At 50.0% G+C, this 22332-nt stretch carries 18 protein-coding genes; 6 read left to right on the top strand and 12 right to left on the bottom strand.

The features are described from left to right. Positions 1-52: 52 nt before the first annotated feature. The 6 genes from QZF50_RS09385 to QZF50_RS09360 all read right to left on the bottom strand — a co-directional run bounded on the left by QZF50_RS09385 (position 53) and on the right by QZF50_RS09360 (position 8815). Positions 53-1177: an ABC transporter permease gene (locus tag QZF50_RS09385; RefSeq protein ID WP_097429253.1), complete on the bottom strand. Its 1125-nt coding sequence runs from the start codon at positions 1175-1177 to the stop codon at positions 53-55. Then, the gene (gene rbbA, locus QZF50_RS09380; protein ID WP_000149125.1) at positions 1177-3912 is read right to left on the bottom strand and encodes a ribosome-associated ATPase/putative transporter RbbA; all 2736 of its coding nucleotides are present in this window, start codon (positions 3910-3912) and stop codon (positions 1177-1179) included. Before rbbA ends, QZF50_RS09385 begins: the two co-directional genes overlap by 1 nt. Next, a complete protein-coding gene (locus tag QZF50_RS09375; protein WP_237897951.1) occupies positions 3909-4976 on the bottom strand; it encodes an HlyD family secretion protein in 1068 nt (355 codons plus the stop codon). The genes rbbA and QZF50_RS09375 overlap by 4 nt, the downstream gene beginning before the upstream one ends. 62 nt (positions 4977-5038) lie before the next feature. After that, positions 5039-5152 carry a protein YhiY gene (gene yhiY, locus QZF50_RS09370; protein WP_001296785.1) on the bottom strand — a complete coding sequence of 38 codons (114 nt, stop codon included), beginning with the start codon at positions 5150-5152 and terminating at the stop codon, positions 5039-5041. 189 nt (positions 5153-5341) lie between these two features. Continuing rightward, complete coding sequence (locus QZF50_RS09365) at positions 5342-6964, bottom strand: DUF4049 domain-containing protein (protein WP_001307442.1); 1623 nt, start codon at positions 6962-6964, stop codon at positions 5342-5344. A gap of 261 nt (positions 6965-7225) precedes the next feature. Further along, complete coding sequence (locus tag QZF50_RS09360) at positions 7226-8815, bottom strand: DUF4049 domain-containing protein (protein WP_000862320.1); 1590 nt, start codon at positions 8813-8815, stop codon at positions 7226-7228. Between the two features lie 383 nt (positions 8816-9198). Between QZF50_RS09360 and QZF50_RS09355 the strand changes: the two genes are divergently transcribed. Further along, positions 9199-10251 carry a DUF2776 domain-containing protein gene (locus QZF50_RS09355; RefSeq protein ID WP_001028905.1) on the top strand — a complete coding sequence of 351 codons (1053 nt, stop codon included), beginning with the start codon at positions 9199-9201 and terminating at the stop codon, positions 10249-10251. A 315-nt stretch (positions 10252-10566) separates the two neighbouring features. Here QZF50_RS09355 and QZF50_RS09350 read toward each other — a convergent pair whose 3' ends face one another. Beyond that, on the bottom strand, positions 10567-11769 hold the full coding sequence (locus tag QZF50_RS09350) for an NAD(P)/FAD-dependent oxidoreductase (RefSeq protein WP_000439180.1): 1203 nt from the start codon (positions 11767-11769) through the stop codon (positions 10567-10569). Positions 11770-12000: 231 nt separating this feature from the next. Between QZF50_RS09350 and pitA the strand changes: the two genes are divergently transcribed. Further along, positions 12001-13500 (top strand): inorganic phosphate transporter PitA, encoded by a 1500-nt coding sequence (gene pitA / locus QZF50_RS09345; RefSeq protein ID WP_000902780.1) that lies wholly within the window; start codon positions 12001-12003, stop codon positions 13498-13500. A 70-nt stretch (positions 13501-13570) separates the two neighbouring features. On the opposite strand, the gene uspB is transcribed toward pitA, so the two are convergent. Next, positions 13571-13906: a universal stress protein UspB gene (uspB, locus tag QZF50_RS09340; RefSeq protein ID WP_000626187.1), complete on the bottom strand. Its 336-nt coding sequence runs from the start codon at positions 13904-13906 to the stop codon at positions 13571-13573. Positions 13907-14296: 390 nt separating this feature from the next. Between uspB and uspA the strand changes: the two genes are divergently transcribed. Next, on the top strand, positions 14297-14731 hold the full coding sequence (gene uspA / locus QZF50_RS09335) for a universal stress protein UspA (RefSeq protein WP_000323571.1): 435 nt from the start codon (positions 14297-14299) through the stop codon (positions 14729-14731). A 98-nt stretch (positions 14732-14829) separates the two neighbouring features. Here the strand turns inward: uspA and QZF50_RS09330 are convergent, their stop codons facing one another. Then, entirely contained in the window at positions 14830-14883 is a 54-nt protein-coding gene (locus QZF50_RS09330) for a hypothetical protein (RefSeq protein WP_212591402.1), read from the bottom strand. A 165-nt stretch (positions 14884-15048) separates the two neighbouring features. Here QZF50_RS09330 and dtpB point away from each other — a divergent pair, with 165 nt between their 5' ends. Then, positions 15049-16518: a dipeptide/tripeptide permease DtpB gene (gene dtpB, locus QZF50_RS09325; protein ID WP_001098652.1), complete on the top strand. Its 1470-nt coding sequence runs from the start codon at positions 15049-15051 to the stop codon at positions 16516-16518. Between the two features lie 48 nt (positions 16519-16566). On the opposite strand, the gene rsmJ is transcribed toward dtpB, so the two are convergent. Together rsmJ and prlC are read right to left on the bottom strand one after the other, a co-directional pair. After that, positions 16567-17319, bottom strand: coding sequence for a 16S rRNA (guanine(1516)-N(2))-methyltransferase RsmJ (gene rsmJ, locus QZF50_RS09320; RefSeq protein WP_001165119.1), 753 nt, complete (start codon positions 17317-17319; stop codon positions 16567-16569). A gap of 5 nt (positions 17320-17324) precedes the next feature. Continuing rightward, positions 17325-19367, bottom strand: a complete 2043-nt coding sequence (gene prlC, locus QZF50_RS09315) for an oligopeptidase A (protein WP_001295214.1) — start codon at positions 19365-19367, stop codon at positions 17325-17327. A gap of 202 nt (positions 19368-19569) precedes the next feature. Between prlC and rlmJ the strand changes: the two genes are divergently transcribed. Continuing rightward, positions 19570-20412 carry a 23S rRNA (adenine(2030)-N(6))-methyltransferase gene (rlmJ, locus tag QZF50_RS09310; RefSeq protein WP_061892555.1) on the top strand — a complete coding sequence of 281 codons (843 nt, stop codon included), beginning with the start codon at positions 19570-19572 and terminating at the stop codon, positions 20410-20412. 71 nt (positions 20413-20483) lie between these two features. Continuing rightward, complete coding sequence (gene gorA / locus QZF50_RS09305; protein WP_000160808.1) at positions 20484-21836, top strand: glutathione-disulfide reductase; 1353 nt, start codon at positions 20484-20486, stop codon at positions 21834-21836. Positions 21837-21889: 53 nt separating this feature from the next. On the opposite strand, the gene dinQ is transcribed toward gorA, so the two are convergent. After that, complete coding sequence (gene dinQ / locus QZF50_RS09300; RefSeq protein ID WP_001295215.1) at positions 21890-21973, bottom strand: damage-inducible type I toxin DinQ; 84 nt, start codon at positions 21971-21973, stop codon at positions 21890-21892. Between the last annotated feature and the right edge of the window lie 359 nt (positions 21974-22332).

Genomic DNA, 22332 nt, shown 5'->3' with positions numbered 1-22332 from the left:
CTTTATGACATCAATAGTATGACATCACAGTATGAAGTCAAGTTTCCCTTCCTTACGCCATTGTCCCAATCGTCTTCCTGAATCGCAGCAGTGCAATGGTGAAAAACGCGCCGCCAATTGCCATCAGCGTCAGGAACTGCGGCCAGACGATTTCGAATCCGGCACCCCGGTAGAGGATGGCCTGCGCGAGGCTAACAAAGTGTGTCGTCGGCATGGTCAGCATAATGTCCTGCACCATCTGCGGCATACTTTCGCGCGGCGTGGATCCACCGGAAAGCATTTGCAACGGTAGCAGCACCAGAATCACCAGCAGCCCCAGTTGCGGCATTGAACGCGCTATCGTCCCCATAAAAATGCCGATTGACGTGGTGGCAAACAGACTGAGCGCCACGCCCAGCATAAACAGCGGGATCGAGCCTTCAATCGGTACACCCAGCACGCCTTTCACCATCAGCACCAGTGATAATCCCGACACCACCAGCACCACCAGCCCCCTCGACCAGACCTTTGCCATCATGATCTCAAACGGCGTTATCGGCATCACCAACAAGTGTTCCACCGTGCCGTGTTCACGCTCGCGGATCAGCGCCGATCCGGTCAATACAATCGCCAGCATGGTAATGTTGTTGATGATCGCCATCACCCCGCCAAACCACGCGGGATCAAGGTTCGGGTTAAAGCGCATCCGGGTTTCCAGCGATACCAACGGTTCGCTGTTATCACGGTAGCGCGCGACAAAGCTGTTCACTTCACCGTTGATAATATTCTGGATATACCCATTGCCGGTAAATGCCTGGCTCATGCGCGTGGCATCGACGTTCACCTGAATATCCGGCTGGCGTCCGGCGAGGACATCACGCTGAAAATTAGGCGGAATATTTATCGCAAAGGTATAACGCCCGGCGTCCAGTCCGGCATCCATCTCATCGGCGGTGATCATCTCCGGTGGCAAAAACCACGGGCGATAGAAGCTGTTAACGATCCGGTTCGATAACTGCGATTGATCCATATCGGCAATGGCGATCGGCGCGAGGTTCAACGATCCTGGCGTAACGGTCGCTGACGAATACACCGACACCGTAAACGAGAAGACAATCAGCGTCAGCATCGCTTTATCACCGAGCAGACTGCGCAACTCTTTGATACCCAGATTAAAAATATTGCGTAAATGGCGCATCATCCCTCCTGTTTTTTCAGCAGCAGGATGCTTAAGCCCATCACCAGCGGGATGGCTATCAGCAACGGGATAAAAAGTTGCCACAAATCAGTCAGATCCAGCGCTTTCGAGAACGTCCCGCGGGCGATAGTCAGAAAATGACTGGTCGGGTAAACCTCGCCGATCCAACGTCCAGGCCCTTCCAGCGAAGCTACTGGATCGATCATCCCGGAAAACTGTGTCGCCGGGATCAACGTGATAATCGCCGTTCCGAAAATGGCGGCAATCTGGCTTTTCATAAAGGTGGAGATCAGCAGCCCCATTCCGGTGGCAATGATGATATACAGCAGCGCCGCCAGGGTGAGCGTCAGGAAACTGCCTTTATGCGGTACGCCAAACACAAACACCGACAGGCCGCAGAGCAGGAAAAAGTTCAGCATCCCCAGCGAGATGTATGGCAACTGTTTACCAAGCAAAAATTCACTACGCGTGGTGGGGGTCACGTAAAGGTTGATAATCGACCCAAGCTCCTTTTCCCGCACCACGCTAAGGGCGCTTAGCATTGACGGGATCATCATCAGCAGAAGCGGGATCACCGCCGGAACAATCGCTGGCAGGCTTTTTACGTCCGGGTTATAGCGATAGCGCGTCTCAATATTCATCAGCCCGCTTTGGCTGGCGGGTGTGGATTGTCGGCTCGCCACATCCTGTAACCAGCTCTGGTGCATGGCCTGCACGTAACCTTTTACCGTTTCGGCACGGCTCGGCATCGCTCCGTCGATCCAGACACCGAGTTCCACAGGCGTACCACGCGCGATATCGCGCCCGAAATTGGGCGGGATCTCAATCGCCACCGTGATATCGCCCGCACGCATCCGACGATCAAGCTCGTCATAACTGGTGAGCGGCGGCTGTTCGATAAAGTAACGGGAACCGGAGAGATTGAGCGTCCACGCCTGGCTACTGACGGTCTGGTCGCGATCGAGCACCGCAAAGCGCAGGTTTTCCACATCCATACTGATGCCGTAACCCATTATCAGCATCAGGATCACCGTTCCCATCAGCGCCAGCGTCGAACGTACCGGATCGCGTCGCAGTTCCAGCGCTTCGCGGCGGCTGTAGCTAAACAGACGGCGCAGGCTAAATCCCTGACGCGGCGCGTGGGTGGTGTCGTGTACCACGGGCGGCGCTTCGGCTTCGTTGCTCTGCCCTGCCGCTTCCTGCAAATAGGCGATAAATGCCTCTTCCAGACTGGCGGCTCCGCGTTTCTCAACCAGTTCCTGCGGTGTACCGCTGGCAAGCACTTTTCCGGCGTGCATCAGTGAGATGCGGTCGCAACGTTCCGCTTCGTTCATAAAGTGGGTGGAGATAAAAATGGTTACTTTGTCCTGGCGCGAGAGATCGACCATCAACTGCCAGAACATATCCCTCGCCACCGGATCGACGCCAGAAGTAGGTTCATCGAGGATTAACATCTCCGGGCGATGAATCACCGCCACCGCCAGCGAAAGCCGCTGGCGAATGCCGAGCGGCAATAACTCCGGCAGAACATCTTCAACGTCGTTGAGCTTAAAACGCTCGCTCATTTCAGCCACTCGCGCGGGAATTTCCGCTTCCGGGATGTGAAACAAACGGGCATGTAACTCAAGGTTTTGCCGCACGGTGAGTTCGTTATAGAGCGAAAACGCCTGCGACATATAGCCCACCCGACGGCGGGTATCGATATCTTTTGGATCAACCGGTTGCCCAAACAGCCACGCCTCACCTTCGCTGGCGGGCAGCAGTCCGGTGAGCATTTTCATGGTGGTGGATTTACCGCAGCCGTTCGATCCAAGAAAACCAAAAATCTCCCCGCGTGGAATGCGGAAATTGACGTGATCAACGGCAACGAAGGAACCAAAACGCATGGTCAGATCGCGCGCTTCGATGGCAATCTCTGCATTTTCAGGTTGATACGGTGGGATCACTACCGCCTGATGCGCCTGGCGTTGCGCTTGCGGTAACAGATTTATAAACGCCTCTTCCAGCGTGGCGCTTTGCGTTTGCTGCCGCAGCTCTTCGGCGCTGCCAGTTGCCAGCACTTCTCCGGCATTCATCGCTACCAGCCAGTCGAAGCGTTCGGCCTCTTCCATATAGGCGGTGGCGACCAGCACGCTCATATTGCTCTGCCGCTGGCGAATACTGTCGATCAGATCCCAGAACTGGGCGCGGGAGAGCGGGTCAACCCCCGTTGTTGGCTCATCAAGGATCAACAGTTCCGGGTCGTGGATTAACGCGCAGCACAGCCCCAGTTTTTGCTTCATCCCGCCGGAGAGTTTACCTGCCGGACGATCGCGAAACGGTGCTAACCCGGTGCTGGTCAGCAGCTCATTAATTCGGACTTCCCGCTCCGCTTTATCGTGACCGAACAAGCGAGCGAAAAAATCGACATTTTCATACACCGATAAGGTGTGGTAGAGATTTTTGCCCAGCCCCTGCGGCATCCAGGCGATGCGCGGGCAGACGTCGCGGCGATGCTTCGGGTCGCGCATATCGCCGCCCAGCACCATCACATTGCCCTGTTCAATGACGCGGGCACCGGAAATCAACGACAACAAGCTCGACTTCCCGACGCCGTCCGGGCCAATCAGCCCGACCATGCAACGGGCCGGAATATCGAGTGTGATATTGTTCAGCGCAACGGTTTTTCCATAATGCTGGCTCACGCCCGCCAGTTGCGCGACAGGCGGGACGGGAACCAGTTCCAGATGCGTCATTGCGGCAACCTCACCACGAGGTCGTCAGGCCACGGAAGTTCTTCATTCACCCGCACCCACGCTACGCCCGGTAAACCGGTTTTGACATATTCCAGATGCTGCTGGAGTAATTCCGGTGGGATACGCGCTTTGACGCGGAACATCAGTTTCAGCCGTTCATCGCTGGTTTCGACGGTTTTTGGCGTGAACTGGGCGACACTGGCGACAAAACTGATGGTTGCAGGAATACGCAGATCTGGCGCGGCATCGAGGATCAGCCGGGCTTCACCGCCCAGTTTCAGCGTGCCCGCCTGTTCGGTTGGCAGGAAGAAAGTCATATAGACGTCGCTGAGATCGACCATATTCAGCACCCGACCGCCTGCCGCCAGCACTTCGCCTGGCTCGGCAACCCGATACTGCACGCGTCCGTCACGCGGGGCTTTCAGTTCGCTGTCATCGATATCTGCGGCAATGCGCCGTTCAGTGGCTTGTGCGGCTTCGACGCGAGTTTGCGCCTGAATGATATTGGTGCGTGCCGCTTCTATAGCGGCTTTAGAAGCCGAAACCTGAGCTTTTGCCGATTCCAGCGCAGCTCGGGCGCTCTCAGCGGCGGCGCGGTCGTCATCCAACTGTTGCGCAGAAATAGCCCCACGATGGGCGAGCGAGCGGGAACGGGTATGACGTTTGGCTACGGAGTCCAGTTCAGCTTGCCGTTGATTAACCAGCGACTGAGCGGCGCGAGTTTCACTTTGGCGTTGCTCCAGCAAAGCCTGCGCGGCAGCAACGGCGCTTTGTGCTTCTTTGATTTGCGCGATGGCTTCCAGTCGCTGTTCCTGCAACACGCGAGTATCCATCTTCGCCAGCACTTCACCTTCTCGAACAAACTGGTCTTCTTTCACCAGAATGGTGTCAATACGCCCGGCAATTTTGCTGGCGATATCCACTTCCGTCGCTTCAATGCGCCCATTGCTGACAGCAAAGCCTTCCGGCACACCTGCCGGGCGCAACAGCCACCACGCCACGATAGCCGCCACCGCCAGTAACCCGACAACCCACCACGCCAGATGGCGCTTACTCTTATCCATAATCGACCCGCCATAATCCCTGTAAGCAAACGACGCGTGTTACAACTGCCGCCGAACGACGTTCAGCGGATTCTTCCATCCGGGATAAGAAGGAAACGGCAAATACGACCAGCGCGCAGAGCATTGAGCGCCAACGGGGAAGGCTTAGTGAAAACGGGTAGTAATGTTGTCATCATCAGCATTCCTGGCCGTAAATGAAACACGCATACTCATAAGTGTGATCTATAAAACTGGCTGACAAAACGGTATCCATCCTGTTGGATAGCGTTTCACGCCTGTTCAGTTGCAGGAACAGAGCATTCCTTTTTACGTTTTATCAACAGTCTCAACCAGATAGTAACATTAATATTCATGTTGTCTATGGTTCAGAGCTGTAACATTGTGCGCCTTCTAATCAAAGGCATAAGTCCATTTCTGTTTTTTTCATGCTGGTAAGACTTCCAGGGAGTGGTTATCTCAGGCCCTGCACCAGGGTTAATTTGGCAATTATGCATGCTGAACATTCTTCCAGCATGTTTACTGTCACGGGCGTTAAGACCTAAAACTGTCCCCGTTTCGCCTATGCGTTCTCTTCCACCATTTCCGTTATGTGCAACAACTTGATTTATACCTAACATTTGTGAACATGCTAATAGTGCTTCAAGTTTAGGTCTGTAATCTGTCGAAACAGAAAAATAACGATTAAAGGATCGACAAGAGATAGCCCGGCTAGTTTTAAACTTTTTGCCATTAATTATAGCATGATGCTTTTTATTGATAATTGCCGCTAATTCGACCGGATCGAGAGCATTGGTCATTTCATCAATAGAGACTGTTATCGGTCCTATAATGTAACGTTTTCGCTGCTCATCAAAAGTTATCCCATGATGATTTGCCATTATTTTGTATTTGGGGTCATAGAAACATACAGGATAATCTTTTATCCCAGCGTAGGTATCCTCATCAAGTGGTTTCATACGCGTGAAGTTCTGCATATAGTTACCATTGCAATTCGTTTCATGATTTCCAGCTAATACATGAACATTTTCATTGATACTCATTATGCGTTTTAACAAATCGATGATAAATTGATCGCCACAGATATTACTAAATCGATCGCCGGTTTGGTCGCCAAGAAACGTACATGGCGTCACAGCGTCTTTATTAATAACTAAATAAGGCTGAAGACTTTCTAAAACTATATCTCTTCTGTTCAGAATACTGATTATTGTATTAACATTAGTGTCAAGTTGCTCATTAAAGTTCTCCCTTAGCAATACGTTGAGAACTTCATCTTCTATATTAAGCAACTGGCTAAGGAAATTTTCTCCTTCAGCCATGATTCTCAAATGTCCCGTTGCAAAAAGCGCGTACAAAACTGCACCGACTGAGCCATCGGTATCGCCAAAATAGGTTGGTCTGGTACTTGTGGGATCAACAGGTGAACAATTGGAGAAATAGGTTCTGTCAGCGAACTGGGGGTTTATCATTGTTTCGAATTTAATATCAGATACATTGAATTGCGATATTTTCCAGTCCCAGACGGGTTTGTACGACTCAGTAACTGCAACATCATTAGCATCATCATTTACTGTCATATTATTAAGTAAATAAACAATGCTGCACCAATTAATATCGGTATTATCAAGATAGCAGCCGTAATTTTTACTATTAATTGTCACAATAAACTGATAATTATTATCCCTACGTAGAATATGAGCGCGCATGTCCGATAGCATACTATATTTTTCTGAATGATTCGTTTGTATGGTAAATGATATTTTGTCATCTCGAATAGATTGTTGGAAACGTTCTATTTGCCAATCATCAATTTTTTCCACAACTTCACCGAGCATTGTCCTGGCAATACTTGATATATCATCACCTATACCATTTGCAATATACCCAAACAGTTCTTTAGTGAAGTTAGTAACATGCTCTTGCACCATATCATTTGTTGCGATTGTCGTTGTACTGTCGTTAGTGCCTGCCACAGTTCCAATTTTCATCTTTTACCTCATATAATTCACCGCGAGGAATGCATAGTTAACATTTAATCTTATGACATACACCTCATGTTCGATGGAAAAATAATTATATTTTGCACAAATCATTCAGCCTTAAAGCATAATATGAAATTTCTTATCTCATAGCAGAGAAAGTCCCTAAAGATTGTAGAGGCGTCATCAGAACATGCCTCTACAATCGATTAAGAAAACCTATGAAATACTGGCAGGATTAAAAAGATATACCACAGCACTCATGGAGTTTTAATGTGGTTGAAAACAACTAAGCCCTGGGACACCTTTTTTATCACCACGTTCGTTAGGAGCTATCTTCCAGGAATTTAGCCCCATGGTATAATTATCAATTTTTTGATGCTGATCTACCCCTAATCCATAATGGCCATATTTCTGTTTAGTTTTTTTGAGCGTCTGTCCACATTTGAAGATATCTTCAGGTTTTGGTCTGAAAGCAGTAGTGTTATTAAAATAATTGTCATATACAGGTGTGGATGCTATAGCATTGCTTCTAATTAGATGGATAAAACGATCATCCATGTGTTCTTTATGTTTTTTATTAAAAATATTGGCTAATTCCTCAGGATCAGTAGGATTTTTCATCTGATTAAATGGAACCTGCAAAGCACCGAGACAATAACATTTTTTTTCTTCATCTCTTATTATTCCGTGATGACTGGTTAAAACTTGCCTTTCTGAGTCATAATTACAAACATCGAGCGTTTTAATTAAGTTATACGTATCACCGGCAGAGAGTTTATGATTTGCTAGTCGTGCAGTATAGTTACCATTAAAATTGATTTCATGATTTCCAGCCAGAACGACGACATTTTTATTAATACGGCTATCTTTATTACCCTCCATATTTCGCATAGAATTTAGCAAAGTAAGGATATATTTATCACCAAAAATAGTACTAAATCTATCGCCTGTATGATCCCCAAGGAAGATACAAGGGGTTATCGCATCGTCCTTTAAAAAAACATGTTGATGCAACTCATTCAAGATCATGTCTCTCGTATTTAATAAATCGTAGAGCACTTTATTATTTTTATGTTTGTATGCAGATGAAGCCATCTCTTCGTGTTTTAATAATTCACATAATAAACTCCAACCCTTTTCCCTGATGCCTATATGCCCTGAAACGAGCAATGCATAAAGTACAGCGCCTACTCTTCCATCTGTATCGCCAAAATAAGCCGTGTTGGCATTTTGTGGGTTAATCACACCACACTGTTTATAGAAGTCTATTTTTGAAAACACAGGTTTAACATAGCTATCAAACTTTTCCTTAGTAAACGTCTCTTTAGAGACATCCCAACGCCAGTCAGGTTTGAAATTACCACTAAGAAGAGTAAAGAAATTTCTCGCTATGATAGAAAGCCCATCAACTTTATAAATTATATCTGATTTATCTCCAGAGGAATTAATAAAATAATAACCGCCCTTACACTCAACAGTAACGGTAATGGGAGACGATAATTTTAACACATGGTTATTGTCTGGTATAATTGTAAAGATAAACGTATCAGTAGTATTGTCGGCGAATCTATTATATTCTTGAATATCTATAGAAGGTTCACTATTATAAAACCATACTTTCTCCATCTGGTGACTACGATCATTTACCTTCCAGTGACCATGTTGCAGGAAATAGATGATATGCAGGCCAAAATCGTTATCTATTTGCGAATCATTATCCAGTTTATCAAATTCAACTATCTTTGCACGATGTGTTTTATCAACCTTGCCATGGTGTTGATGACTGTTAACTTTATCTGAATGCTTATCTTGATGGTTTGAAGAGAAGTGCTTAAATATATTGTGAAATACTTTCATAAATAACCTGTAATATTTTTACTTGTTAGTAACAAAATAAACAATACATGTCTGAAAGACATATTTACGATGATACAAAGCAATAATACTTATATGTTCGATGATTTTAAGCACCGAGACTATCCGGTCTTTTACTAAATAATGGAAAACAATCCATCCCTGGAAGATAATTGTAAAAAAAACAACAGAATAAGAATTAATCTTAGGATAAATATTTATTTATCATGGCCTTTTAACCGGTAAAAAATGGCACTCGGCACAGTAAACCCCGCTATAGTTATGCTATGCATTTGTCTTTAATGATATCTCGTCGTTATATTAACAGGCTGAAATTATCATTAATGCACATTTCATTATTAGCAGGGATACCTGAGGAGTTTAAAGTGAACATATATATCGGGTGGCTTTTCAAATTAATCCCTTTGATTATGGGATTAATTTGCATCGCGTTAGGTGGCTTTGTGCTGGAAAGTTCAGGGCAAAGCGAGTATTTCGTCGCGGGTCATGTGCTGATTTCTCTGGCGGCCATATGCCTGGCATTATTCACTACCGCATTTATTATCATTTCGCAGCTCACGCGCGGCGTTAATACGTTTTACAATACATTGTTCCCCATTATTGGCTATGCGGGGTCAATTATCACCATGATATGGGGTTGGGCACTGTTAGCAGGCAATGATGTGATGGCAGACGAGTTTGTCGCCGGCCATGTTATTTTCGGCGTTGGTATGATTGCCGCCTGTGTATCGACGGTGGCAGCGTCATCCGGTCACTTTCTGCTCATTCCCAAAAATGCAGCGGGGAGCAAGAGCGATGGAACGCCGGTACAGGCTTATTCTTCATTAATCGGTAATTGCCTCATTGCCGTTCCCGTTTTACTCACCCTGCTCGGTTTCATTTGGTCTATTACGCTGTTACGTAGTGCTGACATAACTCCGCATTATGTCGCGGGTCACGTATTGCTTGGGTTAACCGCAATCTGTGCCTGTCTAATTGGCCTTGTTGCCACAATTGTCCATCAAACACGTAATACGTTTTCAACTAAAGAACACTGGCTGTGGTGTTATTGGGTTATTTTTCTCGGCTCAATCACGGTACTGCAGGGGATATACGTCTTAGTCAGTTCCGATGCAAGCGCCCGACTGGCTCCCGGCATTATTCTTATTTGCCTCGGAATGATCTGTTACAGCATATTCTCAAAAGTCTGGCTACTGGCACTGGTATGGAGACGTACCTGTTCGTTAGCCAACAGAATACCGATGATTCCCGTCTTCACCTGCCTGTTTTGCCTTTTCCTGGCATCGTTTCTTGCGGAAATGGCGCAGACCGACATGGGATATTTTATTCCTTCGCGGGTTTTGGTCGGTTTAGGAGCGGTATGCTTTACGTTGTTCTCAATCGTTTCAATATTAGAAGCAGGTTCTGCTAAAAAATAATTGCAACGTACCGGATAAAACCAGCGTTGACCATTTGCGTAACGCTGGTTTTTCTTAGGCATCATGAAATAACGCAGCATTAATGCATAGTGGTTAAGGATAAAAAAACAACAAAGTTACTGTTTTTTTCAACCTGTTCATATTTTATAAAGATCTGGCCACTGGGTGAGTTTTCAATCACCTTTCCTTCCACCTTATATTAAGCTTGGAGGGTTTCAGTTCACGGGCTCATTAGAAAATAATCACAAGATAGCCACTATCAAAATTAGCTCATTTTTAATGCGGCTCTAATAATTTTCATCTTTAGGTAACAGGTCAGGACGACTTCGCTGCAATCAAATCCTGCGCACAAGCCCACGCACTCGACCACGCCCACTGGAAGTTATAGCCCCCCAGCCAGCCGGTAACGTCCATCACTTCGCCGATGAAGTACAGCCCAGGCACTTTGCGCGCTTCCATCGTCCGTGAAGAGAGTTCGTTGGTGTCCACGCCGCCGAGCGTCACTTCGGCAGTGCGATAGCCTTCAGTGCCGTTGGGTTGTACGCGCCAGTCGGTCAATGTGCTAATCAGTGCCTGTTGGTCACGCACGTTGAGCTGTTTTAGCGAAACATCCGGGATTTGCCCGAGTTGCTGTAAGCGTTCAACCAACCGCTTCGGTAGATGAACCGCCAGTGTGTTTTTCAGGCTCTGATTCGGATGTGCGTTACGCTGCTCATTCAGGAAGGTTTCGAGATCCACATCCGGTAGCAGATTGATACTGACAAATTCACCCGGTTGCCAGTAGCTGGAAATCTGCAACACCGCCGGTCCAGACAAGCCGCGATGGGTGAAGAGTAAGTTCTCACGGAAAACGATGCCGTTTTCAGCGGTAATCACGGAAGGCACCGCCACGCCCGCCAGCACCTGTAACTCTTCGAGCAACGGTTTATGCAGAGTGAATGGCACCAGACCCGCGCGGGTCGGCAGCACGTTGAGGCCAAATTGTTCGGCAATCTTATAACCAAACGGCGACGCGCCCAGCCCCGGCATTGACAGCCCACCGGTCGCGATGACCAGCTTTTCGCAACCGACAGTCATGCCGTTCAGTTCAAGCGTGAAGCCTGTTTCATCCTTCGCCACACTCAGCACTTCGCTACGCAATCTGAAGGTTACATTGCCCTTCTCGCACTCATCCACCAGCATGTCGACAATCTGCTGCGCGGAGTCATCGCAGAAGAGTTGTCCTAACGTTTTCTCGTGCCAGGCGATGCCGTGTTTATTGACCAGATCAATGAAATCCCACTGGGTAAAACGCGCGAGTGCAGACTTACAAAAATGCGGATTCTGGCTCAGATAAGCGCCTGGTTCGACATAAAGGTTGGTAAAGTTGCAGCGCCCACCGCCAGACATAAGGATTTTGCGCCCTGGTTTTTTACCATTATCGATCAGCAGAACCCGGCGTCCTGCCTGACCTGCCAGCGCAGAACAGAACATACCCGCCGCACCAGCGCCTATAATAATGGCATCAAACCTTTCCACGTTGCGCTCCTCTTAGAAAAAACGGGCGTGAATTGTAAAGATTCCTCAGTGGTCGCACCAGCATCAATATTACTAAAAGGAAGTATTTGCCTGAATTATATAAGATAATTATTTTTTGAGTGAAATCCATACAGGAGGCAAATCAAAAAAAGTCTATATTTCACTTTGCCCGCGCCGCGAAAGTCACTGATAATGCGCCGCGTTCATGTCCTCAAAATGGCGTAACGTCCTATGCTACATTTGTTTGCTGGCCTGGATTTGCATACCGGGCTGTTATTATTGCTTGCACTGGCTTTTGTGCTGTTCTACGAAGCCATCAATGGTTTCCATGACACAGCCAACGCCGTGGCAACCGTTATCTATACCCGCGCGATGCGTTCTCAGCTCGCCGTGGTTATGGCGGCGGTGTTCAACTTTTTGGGTGTTTTGCTGGGTGGTCTGAGTGTTGCCTATGCCATTGTGCATATGCTGCCGACGGATCTGCTGCTTAATATGGGATCGTCTCATGGCCTTGCCATGGTGTTCTCTATGTTGCTGGCGGCGATTATCTGGAACCTGGGTACCTGGTACTTTGGTTTACCTGCATCCAGCTCTCATACGCTGATTGGCGCGATCATCGGGATTGGTTTAACCAATGCGTTGATGACCGGGACGTCAGTGGTGGATGCACTCAATATCCCGAAAGTATTAAGTATTTTCGGTTCTCTGATCGTTTCCCCTATTGTCGGCCTGGTGTTTGCTGGCGGTCTGATTTTCTTGCTGCGTCGCTACTGGAGCGGCACCAAGAAACGCGCCCGTATCCACCTGACCCCAGCGGAGCGTGAAAAGAAAGACGGCAAGAAAAAGCCGCCGTTCTGGACGCGTATCGCGCTGATCCTTTCCGCTATCGGCGTGGCGTTTTCGCACGGCGCGAACGATGGTCAGAAAGGCATTGGTCTGGTTATGTTGGTATTGATTGGCGTCGCGCCAGCAGGCTTCGTGGTGAACATGAATGCCACTGGCTACGAAATCACCCGTACCCGTGATGCCATCAACAACGTCGAAGCTTACTTTGAGCAGCATCCTGCGCTGCTCAAACAGGCTACCGGTGCTGATCAGTTAGTACCGGCTCCGGAAGCTGGCGCAACGCAACCTGCGGAGTTCCACTGCCATCCGTCGAATACCATTAACGCGCTCAACCGCCTGAAAGGTATGTTGACCACCGATGTGGAAAGCTACGACAAGCTGTCGCTTGATCAACGTAGCCAGATGCGCCGCATTATGCTGTGCGTTTCTGACACTATCGACAAAGTGGTGAAGATGCCTGGCGTGAGTGCTGACGATCAGCGCCTGTTGAAGAAACTGAAGTCTGACATGCTTAGCACCATCGAGTATGCACCGGTGTGGATCATCATGGCGGTCGCGCTGGCGTTAGGTATCGGTACGATGATTGGCTGGCGCCGTGTGGCAACGACTATCGGTGAGAAAATCGGTAAGAAAGGCATGACCTACGCTCAGGGGATGTCTGCCCAGATGACGGCGGCAGTGTCTATCGGCCTGGCGAGTTATACCGGGATGCCGGTTTCCACTACTCACGTACTCTCCTCTTCTGTCGCGGGGACGATGGTGGTAGATGGTGGCGGCTTACAGCGTAAAACCGTGACCAGCATTCTGATGGCCTGGGTGTTTACCCTTCCGGCTGCGGTACTGCTTTCCGGCGGGCTGTACTGGCTCTCCTTGCAGTTCCTGTAATCGTACACACCAAAACGAGCGGGTCAGTTTACTGGCCCGCTTTTTTTATGCGTTATTATTGCTGAAGTGCTTAATGCCAAATCATCAATGCAATCAGGCTGACCACCACCAGACCACACAATGCGCTGGTCAGAATAAACTGCCGACGCACCCGCTCACAGCGGCGAATAAATTCATCATCGTGATGATCGCGATAACGTTGGGCATAGATATACCAAACGAGACGCACCTGTTTGTTGGGTTGGCCATGTGAGGTAAAAAAGCCCCCTCCATCAACATATTGATAGAGCAATGGATCGCAGTTACGCAGTACCACTAACAACGCGCGTAGTGATGAGAAATAGCGCGCCATGTTAACAATGCAAACGACACATAAAGCCCAAAATAATGCGACGGTGCTTATCATACCTCCTCCCCGGCGACCTGCCCGCGGAGTTCCACCCCGGGGCTACCGCTCCCGATACGCTGCCAATCAGTTAACACCAGGTCCTGGAGAAACCGCTTTTGTGGTGACCAACATCCGAGCGGCTCTATAGATAGTGTAGGAGATCAGGTTGTTTTTTTTCCAGAAGGTTAACCACTATCAATATATTCATGTCGAAAATTTGTTTATCTAACGGGTAAGCAAGGCGGATTGACGGATCATCCGGGTCGCTATAAGGTAAGGATGGTCTTAACACTGAATCTTTACGGCTGGGTTAGCCCCGCGCACGTAGTTCGCAGGACGCGGGTGACGTAACGGCACAAGAAACGCTAGCTGGCCAGTCATCGACAACTTTATGGAAGGAGTAACACTATGGCTTATAAACACATTCTCATCGCAGTCGATCTCTCCCCGGAAAGCAAAGTTCTGGTAGAGAAAGCAGTCTCTATGGCTCGCCCCTACAATGCGAAAGTTTCTCTGATCCACGTAGATGTAAACTACTCTGACCTATACACCGGGCTTATTGATGTGAATCTGGGTGATATGCAGAAACGCATCTCTGAAGAGACACATCATGCGCTGACCGAGCTTTCCACTAATGCAGGCTACCCAATCACTGAAACCCTGAGCGGCAGCGGCGACCTGGGCCAGGTTCTGGTCGATGCAATCAAGAAATACGATATGGATCTGGTGGTTTGTGGTCACCACCAGGACTTCTGGAGCAAACTGATGTCTTCCGCACGTCAGCTGATCAACACCGTTCACGTTGATATGCTGATTGTTCCGCTGCGCGACGAAGAAGAATAATCATCCCCCCACGACGTGTTCCTGAACGCCCGCATATGCGGGCGTTTTGCTTTTTGGCGCGCCTTGTTACCTGATGCAGCGTAAACCCCTTATCTGGCCTACGATCTGCGTACGCAATCAAAATCTCCTGCCAATACAACATTTAACACCATCATATTTTCCATCATTAGTGTGATCAGCTGGTTATTTTCTGTTGTAATAGTGTATTAATCTATTCACCGCATCAATATTAAGAATCTCTGACAGATGTAAACTTTTTCGCGCGTTATCCCTTACGCGTTCATACTTTTCAGGATGGTATTGGAAGGTTAATAAATATGAATACAACAACACCCATGGGGATGCTGCAGCAACCTCGCCCATTTTTCATGATCTTTTTTGTCGAGTTATGGGAGCGATTCGGCTACTACGGCGTGCAGGGCGTACTGGCGGTTTTCTTCGTTAAACAGCTTGGATTCTCGCAAGAGCAGGCTTTTGTCACTTTTGGTGCTTTTGCTGCGCTGGTCTATGGCCTCATTTCCATTGGCGGCTATGTCGGCGACCACCTGCTGGGGACCAAACGCACCATTGTTCTCGGAGCACTTGTGCTGGCGATTGGCTACTTCATGACCGGCATGTCGCTACTTAAGCCTGACCTGATTTTCATCGCCCTGGGGACTATCGCTGTCGGTAACGGCCTGTTTAAAGCTAACCCAGCCAGCTTGCTTTCGAAGTGCTATCCGCCGAAAGATCCGCGGCTTGATGGCGCATTCACCCTGTTCTATATGTCGATCAATATCGGCTCGTTGATAGCGTTATCGCTGGCCCCTGTGATCGCTGATAGATTCGGTTATTCAGTCACCTACAACCTGTGCGGGGCGGGGTTAATTATCGCATTACTGGTTTACATCGCCTGTCGTGGAATGGTGAAAGACATTGGTTCTGAACCCGACTTCCGGCCAATGAGCTTCAGCAAACTGTTGTACGTGTTACTTGGCAGCGTGGTGATGATCTTCGTCTGTGCATGGCTGATGCACAACGTAGAAGTCGCCAATCTGGTGCTGATTGTTCTCTCCATCGTCGTCACCATCATCTTCTTTCGTCAGGCATTCAAGCTGGATAAAACCGGGCGCAATAAAATGTTTGTCGCCTTTGTCCTGATGCTCGAAGCGGTGGTGTTTTACATTCTCTACGCCCAGATGCCAACGTCGCTGAACTTCTTTGCCATCAACAACGTGCATCATGAAATTCTCGGCTTTTCCATCAACCCGGTCAGCTTCCAGGCGCTTAACCCGTTCTGGGTGGTACTCGCCAGCCCAATACTGGCAGGCATTTACACGCATCTGGGTAACAAAGGCAAAGACCTCTCGATGCCGATGAAATTTACTCTCGGCATGTTTATGTGCTCACTGGGCTTTTTGACGGCGGCAGCTGCGGGAATGTGGTTTGCTGATGCACAAGGACTGACATCGCCGTGGTTTATCGTGCTGGTTTACTTGTTCCAGAGCCTGGGTGAATTGTTTATTAGCGCCCTGGGTCTGGCGATGATTGCTGCCCTGGTGCCGCAGCATTTGATGGGCTTTATTCTCGGGATGTGGTTCCTGACGCAGGCTGCCGCGTTCTTGCTGGGCGGCTATGTGGCAACATTTACCGCGGTGCCGGACAACATTACCGATCCGCTTGAGACGTTGCCCGTCTATACCAACGTGTTTGGTAAGATTGGTCTGGTCACGCTGGGCGTTGCAGTAGTGATGCTGTTGATGGTGCCGTGGCTGAAACGCATGATTGCGACGCCGGAAAGCCATTAATTATTCTTGCAGAAAGCAGGGTAGCGTTATCGCTACCCTGCTTTACTTTTACACCGGCGTTCCGGCATAAATATCAAACCTATGCCCTTTAGTGACTACCGCGTTTGGCGTGGCGACATTCGCCAGCGGTGGCGCGTAGTCCGGGCGCTTTACCACCACGCGTTTGGTCGCCAGCAGCCGCGCAGGCTCCAGCAATCCATCGGCATCAAGATCCGGCCCCACCAGCGACTGAAAGACACGCATCTCTTTTTTCACCAGCGCGCTTTTCTGCTTATGCGGGAACATCGGGTCGAGATAAACCACCTGCGGGCGCGGGGTAATATCAGTCAGCGCCGTCAGGCTGGAGGCGTGAATTAACTGCAACCGCTCCTGCAACCAGCCGCCGATTTCCGCATCCGCATAACCACGCGCCAGGCCGTCGTCGAGCAAGGCGGCAACGACTGGATTACGCTCCAGCATCCGCACGCGGCAACCGACTGAAGCCAGCACAAAGGCATCGCGCCCCAGCCCTGCGGTGGCGTCCACCACATCCGGCAAATAATCGCCTTTAATGCCCACCGCTTTCGCCACCGCCTCACCGCGACCACCGCCGAATTTGCGTCGGTGCGCCATCGCTCCGCCAACAAAATCAACAAAGATGCCGCCAAGTTTTGGCTCATCACGCTTGCGCAATTCCAGATGTTCCGGCGTTAACACCAGCGCCATCAGGTTGTCTTCATCGTGCTCCAGCCCCCAGCGGGCCGCCAGAACAGATAAGGCACCGTCTCCGGTGCCTGTTTCATCAATTAAGCAAATCTGCACAAAAACTAACCTTTGATCCCGTAATGCTCCAGCATCGCATCCAGCTGCGGCTCACGACCACGGAAGCGTTTGAACAGATCCATCGGCTCCTCTGAACCGCCACGGCTCAGAATGTTGTCGAGGAACGACTGCCCGGTTTCACGGTTGAAAATGCCCTCTTCCTCAAAGCGCGAGAAAGCATCTGCCGCCAGTACGTCAGCCCACAGGTAGCTGTAGTAACCTGCGGCATAACCACCGGCGAAAATATGGCTGAAAGCGTGCGGGAAACGGCCCCAGGATGGAGACGGTACTACGGCAACCAGTTTCTTGATTTCTGCCAGAGTTTCGAGGATTTTCGCTCCCTGATCCGGGCGGAACTCGGCATGGAGGCGGAAATCGAACAGGCCGAACTCCAGCTGGCGCAGAATAAACAGCGCCGCCTGGTAGTTCTTCGCCGCCAGCATTTTATCCAGCAACTCTTTCGGCAGCGGTTCGCCGGTTTCGTAGTGACCAGAGATAAACGCCAGCGCCTCAGGCTCCCAGCACCAGTTTTCCATAAACTGACTCGGCAGTTCGACCGCATCCCACGGCACCCCACTGATCCCGGATACACCGGCGGTTTCGATGCGGGTCAGCATATGATGCAGACCATGACCGAACTCGTGGAACAGGGTGATCACTTCGTCATGGGTAAACAGCGCCGGTTTACCATTTACCGGGCGGTTAAAGTTACAGGTCAGATACGCGACCGGTTTTTGCAGAGAACCGTCAGCTTTGCGCATCTGGCCTACGCAGTCATCCATCCACGCCCCGCCGCGCTTGTTTTCACGGGCATACAGGTCGAGGTAGAAGCTACCGCGCAGTTCGTTGTTCTCGTCATACAGTTCGAAGAAACGTACATCCGGGTGCCAGACATCAACATCTTTACGCTCTTTAGCGGTGATGCCGTAAATACGTTTCACCACTTCAAACAAACCGTTAACCGCTTTGTTTTCCGGGAAGTACGGACGCAGCTGTTCGTCACTGATGCTGTAGAGGTGCTGTTTTTGTTTTTCGCTGTAGTACGCGATATCCCACGGCTGCAACTCATCGACGCCAAATTCGGCTTTGGCAAAGGCGCGCAGTTGTGCCAGCTCTTTTTCGCCTTGCGGACGCGCGCGTTTTGCCAGATCGGTTAAGAAATCCAGCACCTGCTGCGGGTTTTCTGCCATTTTAGTGGCAAGGGATTTAAAGGCGTAGTTTTCAAAGCCCAGCAGTTGCGCCAGTTCGTGACGCAGAGCGAGGATCTCTTCCATCACCTTGCTGTTATCCCATTTACCGGCGTTCGGGCCTTGATCGGAGGCGCGGGTGCTGTAAGCGCGATACATCTCTTCACGCAAGGCCTGGTTGTCGCAGTAGGTCATTACCGGCAGGTAGCTTGGGATATCCAGCGTCAGCAGGTAGCCTTCCAGCTCTTTCGCTTCGGCCTGGGCTTTTGCCGCAGCCAGCGCGCTTTCAGGCATCCCCGCCAGCTCCGCTTCGTCGGTAACGAGTTTGGTCCAGCCCATCGTCGCATCGAGGACGTTGTTGCTGTACTGGTTGCCCAGCTCGGAAAGACGAGTGGCAATCTCACCGTAGCGTTGTTGTTTCTCTATTGGCAGACCGATGCCAGAGAGTTCGAAGTCGCGCAGTGCGTTATCAACCGCTTTTTTCTGAGCCGTGTTCAGCGTGGCGTAATGATCGCCATCGCGCAGGTCGCGATACGCTTTATACAGCCCTTCATGTTGCCCTACCCAGGTGCTGTATTCCGACAGCAGCGGCAGGGTTTGTTCGTACGCTTCACGCAGTTCCGGGCTATTTTTCACCGAGTTCAGGTGGCTGACCGGGGAGAAGATACGCCCCAGCACATCGTCCACTTCCGCCAACGGCTGGCAGAGATTTTCCCAGGTGTACGGTGCTCCTTGCGCTACTACGCGCTCCACATTTTCGCGGCAGTCGTTCAGCGCCTTAGTCACGGCTGGAACGACATGTTCCGGGAGAATTTTAGAAAACGGAGGCAATTCAAAGGGAGTCAGTAACGGATTCGTCATTCGCGCAGTCCTGGTTAAAGAGGTTAAGGAAGCGCTCAACAGGCGCTTTACATAATGTGTGTAGCATGGGGTTAAGTGTAGTGAATTTCAATGAGAAACGTTACGCTTTCGCGGCGGCGGCCTCTTTTCGGTATACTGTCCTGATACGCTTTTGTGCGCCCCGAATACGGGCCGATTTTTACTTACCGGAACACCTTTACCCATGCTCAGTTATCGCCACAGCTTTCACGCTGGCAACCACGCCGACGTCCTTAAACATACCGTTCAGAGCCTGATCATCGAGTCGCTGAAAGAGAAAGATAAACCGTTTCTCTATCTCGACACCCACGCAGGGGCCGGGCGTTATCAGTTAGGCAGCGAACATGCCGAGCGTACCGGCGAATATCTCGAAGGCATCGCCCGTATCTGGCAGCAGGACGATTTGCCCGCAGAACTGGAGGCGTACATCAATGTGGTAAAACACTTCAACCGTAGCGGTCAGTTGCGTTACTACCCCGGTTCGCCATTGATTGCTCGCCAGCTACTGCGCGAACAAGACAGCCTGCAACTGACCGAACTGCACCCGAGCGATTACCCGTTGCTGCGTTCTGAATTTCAGAAAGACAGCCGTGCGCGCGTCGAAAAAGCCGATGGTTTCCAGCAGCTTAAGGCCAAACTGCCGCCGGTTTCCCGCCGTGGTTTAATCCTTATCGACCCGCCGTATGAAATGAAAACCGACTATCAGGCGGTGGTCAGCGGGATAGCAGAAGGTTACAAACGTTTCGCCACTGGTACTTACGCACTGTGGTATCCGGTGGTGCTGCGTCAGCAAATTAAGCGCATGATCCACGATCTGGAAGCGACCGGTATTCGCAAAATTCTGCAAATTGAACTGGCGGTACTGCCAGACAGCGATCGCCGTGGCATGACCGCTTCCGGCATGATTGTGATTAACCCGCCGTGGAAACTGGAACAGCAGATGAATAACGTGCTGCCGTGGCTGCACAGAAAACTGGTTCCGGCAGGCACCGGGCACGCCACCGTAAGCTGGATCGTGCCGGAGTAATTGCAGCCATTGCTGGCACCTATTACGTCTCGCGCTACAATCGCGGTAATCAACGATAAGGACACTTTGTCATGACTAAACACTATGATTACATCGCCATCGGCGGCGGCAGCGGCGGTATCGCCTCCATCAACCGCGCGGCTATGTACGGCCAGAAATGTGCGCTGATTGAAGCCAAAGAGCTGGGCGGCACCTGCGTAAATGTTGGCTGTGTGCCGAAAAAAGTGATGTGGCACGCGGCGCAAATCCGTGAAGCGATCCATATGTACGGCCCGGATTATGGTTTTGATACCACTATCAATAAATTCAACTGGGAAACGTTGATCGCCAGCCGTACCGCCTATATCGACCGTATTCATACTTCCTATGAAAACGTGCTCGGTAAAAATAACGTTGATGTAATCAAAGGCTTTGCCCGCTTCGTTGATGCCAAAACGCTGGAGGTAAACGGCGAAACCATCACGGCCGATCATATTCTGATCGCCACAGGCGGTCGTCCGAGCCACCCGGATATTCCGGGCGTGGAATACGGTATTGATTCTGATGGCTTCTTCGCCCTTCCTGCTTTGCCAGAGCGCGTGGCGGTTGTTGGCGCGGGTTACATCGCCGTTGAGCTGGCGGGCGTGATTAACGGCCTCGGCGCGAAAACGCATCTGTTTGTGCGTAAACATGCGCCGCTGCGCAGCTTCGACCCGATGATTTCCGAAACGCTGGTCGAAGTGATGAACGCCGAAGGCCCGCAGCTGCACACCAACGCCATCCCGAAAGCGGTAGTGAAAAATGCCGATGGTAGCCTGACGCTGGAGCTGGAAGATGGTCGCAGTGAAACGGTGGATTGCCTGATTTGGGCGATTGGTCGCGAGCCTGCCAATGACAACATCAACCTGGAAGCCGCTGGCGTTAAAACTAACGAAAAAGGCTATATCGTCGTCGATAAATATCAAAACACCAATATTGAAGGTATTTACGCGGTGGGCGATAACACGGGTGCAGTGGAGCTGACACCGGTGGCAGTTGCAGCGGGTCGCCGTCTCTCTGAACGCCTGTTTAATAACAAGCCGGATGAGCATCTGGATTACAGCAACATTCCGACCGTGGTCTTCAGCCATCCGCCGATTGGTACTGTTGGTTTAACGGAACCGCAGGCGCGCGAGCAGTATGGCGACGATCAGGTGAAAGTGTATAAATCCTCTTTCACCGCGATGTATACCGCCGTCACCACTCACCGCCAGCCGTGCCGCATGAAGCTGGTGTGCGTTGGATCGGAAGAGAAGATTGTCGGTATTCACGGCATTGGCTTTGGTATGGACGAAATGTTGCAGGGCTTCGCGGTGGCGCTGAAGATGGGTGCAACCAAAAAAGACTTCGACAATACCGTCGCCATTCACCCAACGGCGGCAGAAGAGTTCGTGACAATGCGTTAAATGTTAAAGGGCTAAGAGTAGTGTGCTCTTAGCCCTTAATTACGTTTCCGCTATCAGTTCAGAAGCTGAAGCAGAAAGCGGATCAGTTCCAGCAGCGCAATTAACGCCCCAAGAACGATGATTGCTTTATCAATCACCCGTTTTCTCCATGCGATGGAGTGAGAATGCATCCGCTTACTCATCCACTGCCTGTCACGGCGCATGCCCTATTGTTAGATAATGGCATTCTCACTCCGGCCAGAGCATCAGTTAACGGCACCACCCGTACTTCTGACCAGGACTTTGAAAGCGTTTATGCGCATTACCAGAGTGAAAATGCCTCAGAGCTAACTGGATAATCATACAGTACATTCAGGTTATAAAACCAGCATGTCCTTGCAATAGTTTCAGTATGGTATTAGCATTGATGCGTTAGATAATGGCATTCTCACTCCAGCCAGTGCCACCAACTCAGGGCTGGAAAGTAAAAAACCGACGCAAAGTCGGTTTTTTTACG

The organism is uncultured Escherichia sp. (assembly GCF_948475835.1).
GTDB lineage: Bacteria > Pseudomonadota > Gammaproteobacteria > Enterobacterales > Enterobacteriaceae > ECMA0423.
Note: the sequence above shows the minus strand (reverse complement) of the source record. Positions and strands in the feature narration are given on the sequence as shown.

Bases quoted from the DNA above. Each gene is read 5' to 3' on its own strand.
- dtpB (WP_001098652.1), top strand. From the start codon at position 15,049: ATGAATACAACAACACCCATGGGGATGCTGCAGCAACCTCGCCCATTT.
- prlC (WP_001295214.1), bottom strand. From the start codon at position 19,367: ATGACGAATCCGTTACTGACTCCCTTTGAATTGCCTCCGTTTTCTAAA.
- rbbA (WP_000149125.1), bottom strand. From the start codon at position 3,912: ATGACGCATCTGGAACTGGTTCCCGTCCCGCCTGTCGCGCAACTGGCG.
- uspA (WP_000323571.1), top strand. From the start codon at position 14,297: ATGGCTTATAAACACATTCTCATCGCAGTCGATCTCTCCCCGGAAAGC.
- uspB (WP_000626187.1), bottom strand. From the start codon at position 13,906: ATGATAAGCACCGTCGCATTATTTTGGGCTTTATGTGTCGTTTGCATT.
- pitA (WP_000902780.1), top strand. From the start codon at position 12,001: ATGCTACATTTGTTTGCTGGCCTGGATTTGCATACCGGGCTGTTATTA.
- QZF50_RS09360 (WP_000862320.1), bottom strand. From the start codon at position 8,815: ATGAAAGTATTTCACAATATATTTAAGCACTTCTCTTCAAACCATCAA.
- gorA (WP_000160808.1), top strand. From the start codon at position 20,484: ATGACTAAACACTATGATTACATCGCCATCGGCGGCGGCAGCGGCGGT.
- QZF50_RS09365 (WP_001307442.1), bottom strand. From the start codon at position 6,964: ATGAAAATTGGAACTGTGGCAGGCACTAACGACAGTACAACGACAATC.
- rlmJ (WP_061892555.1), top strand. From the start codon at position 19,570: ATGCTCAGTTATCGCCACAGCTTTCACGCTGGCAACCACGCCGACGTC.
- QZF50_RS09375 (WP_237897951.1), bottom strand. From the start codon at position 4,976: ATGGATAAGAGTAAGCGCCATCTGGCGTGGTGGGTTGTCGGGTTACTG.
- QZF50_RS09385 (WP_097429253.1), bottom strand. From the start codon at position 1,177: ATGCGCCATTTACGCAATATTTTTAATCTGGGTATCAAAGAGTTGCGC.
- yhiY (WP_001296785.1), bottom strand. From the start codon at position 5,152: ATGATGACAACATTACTACCCGTTTTCACTAAGCCTTCCCCGTTGGCG.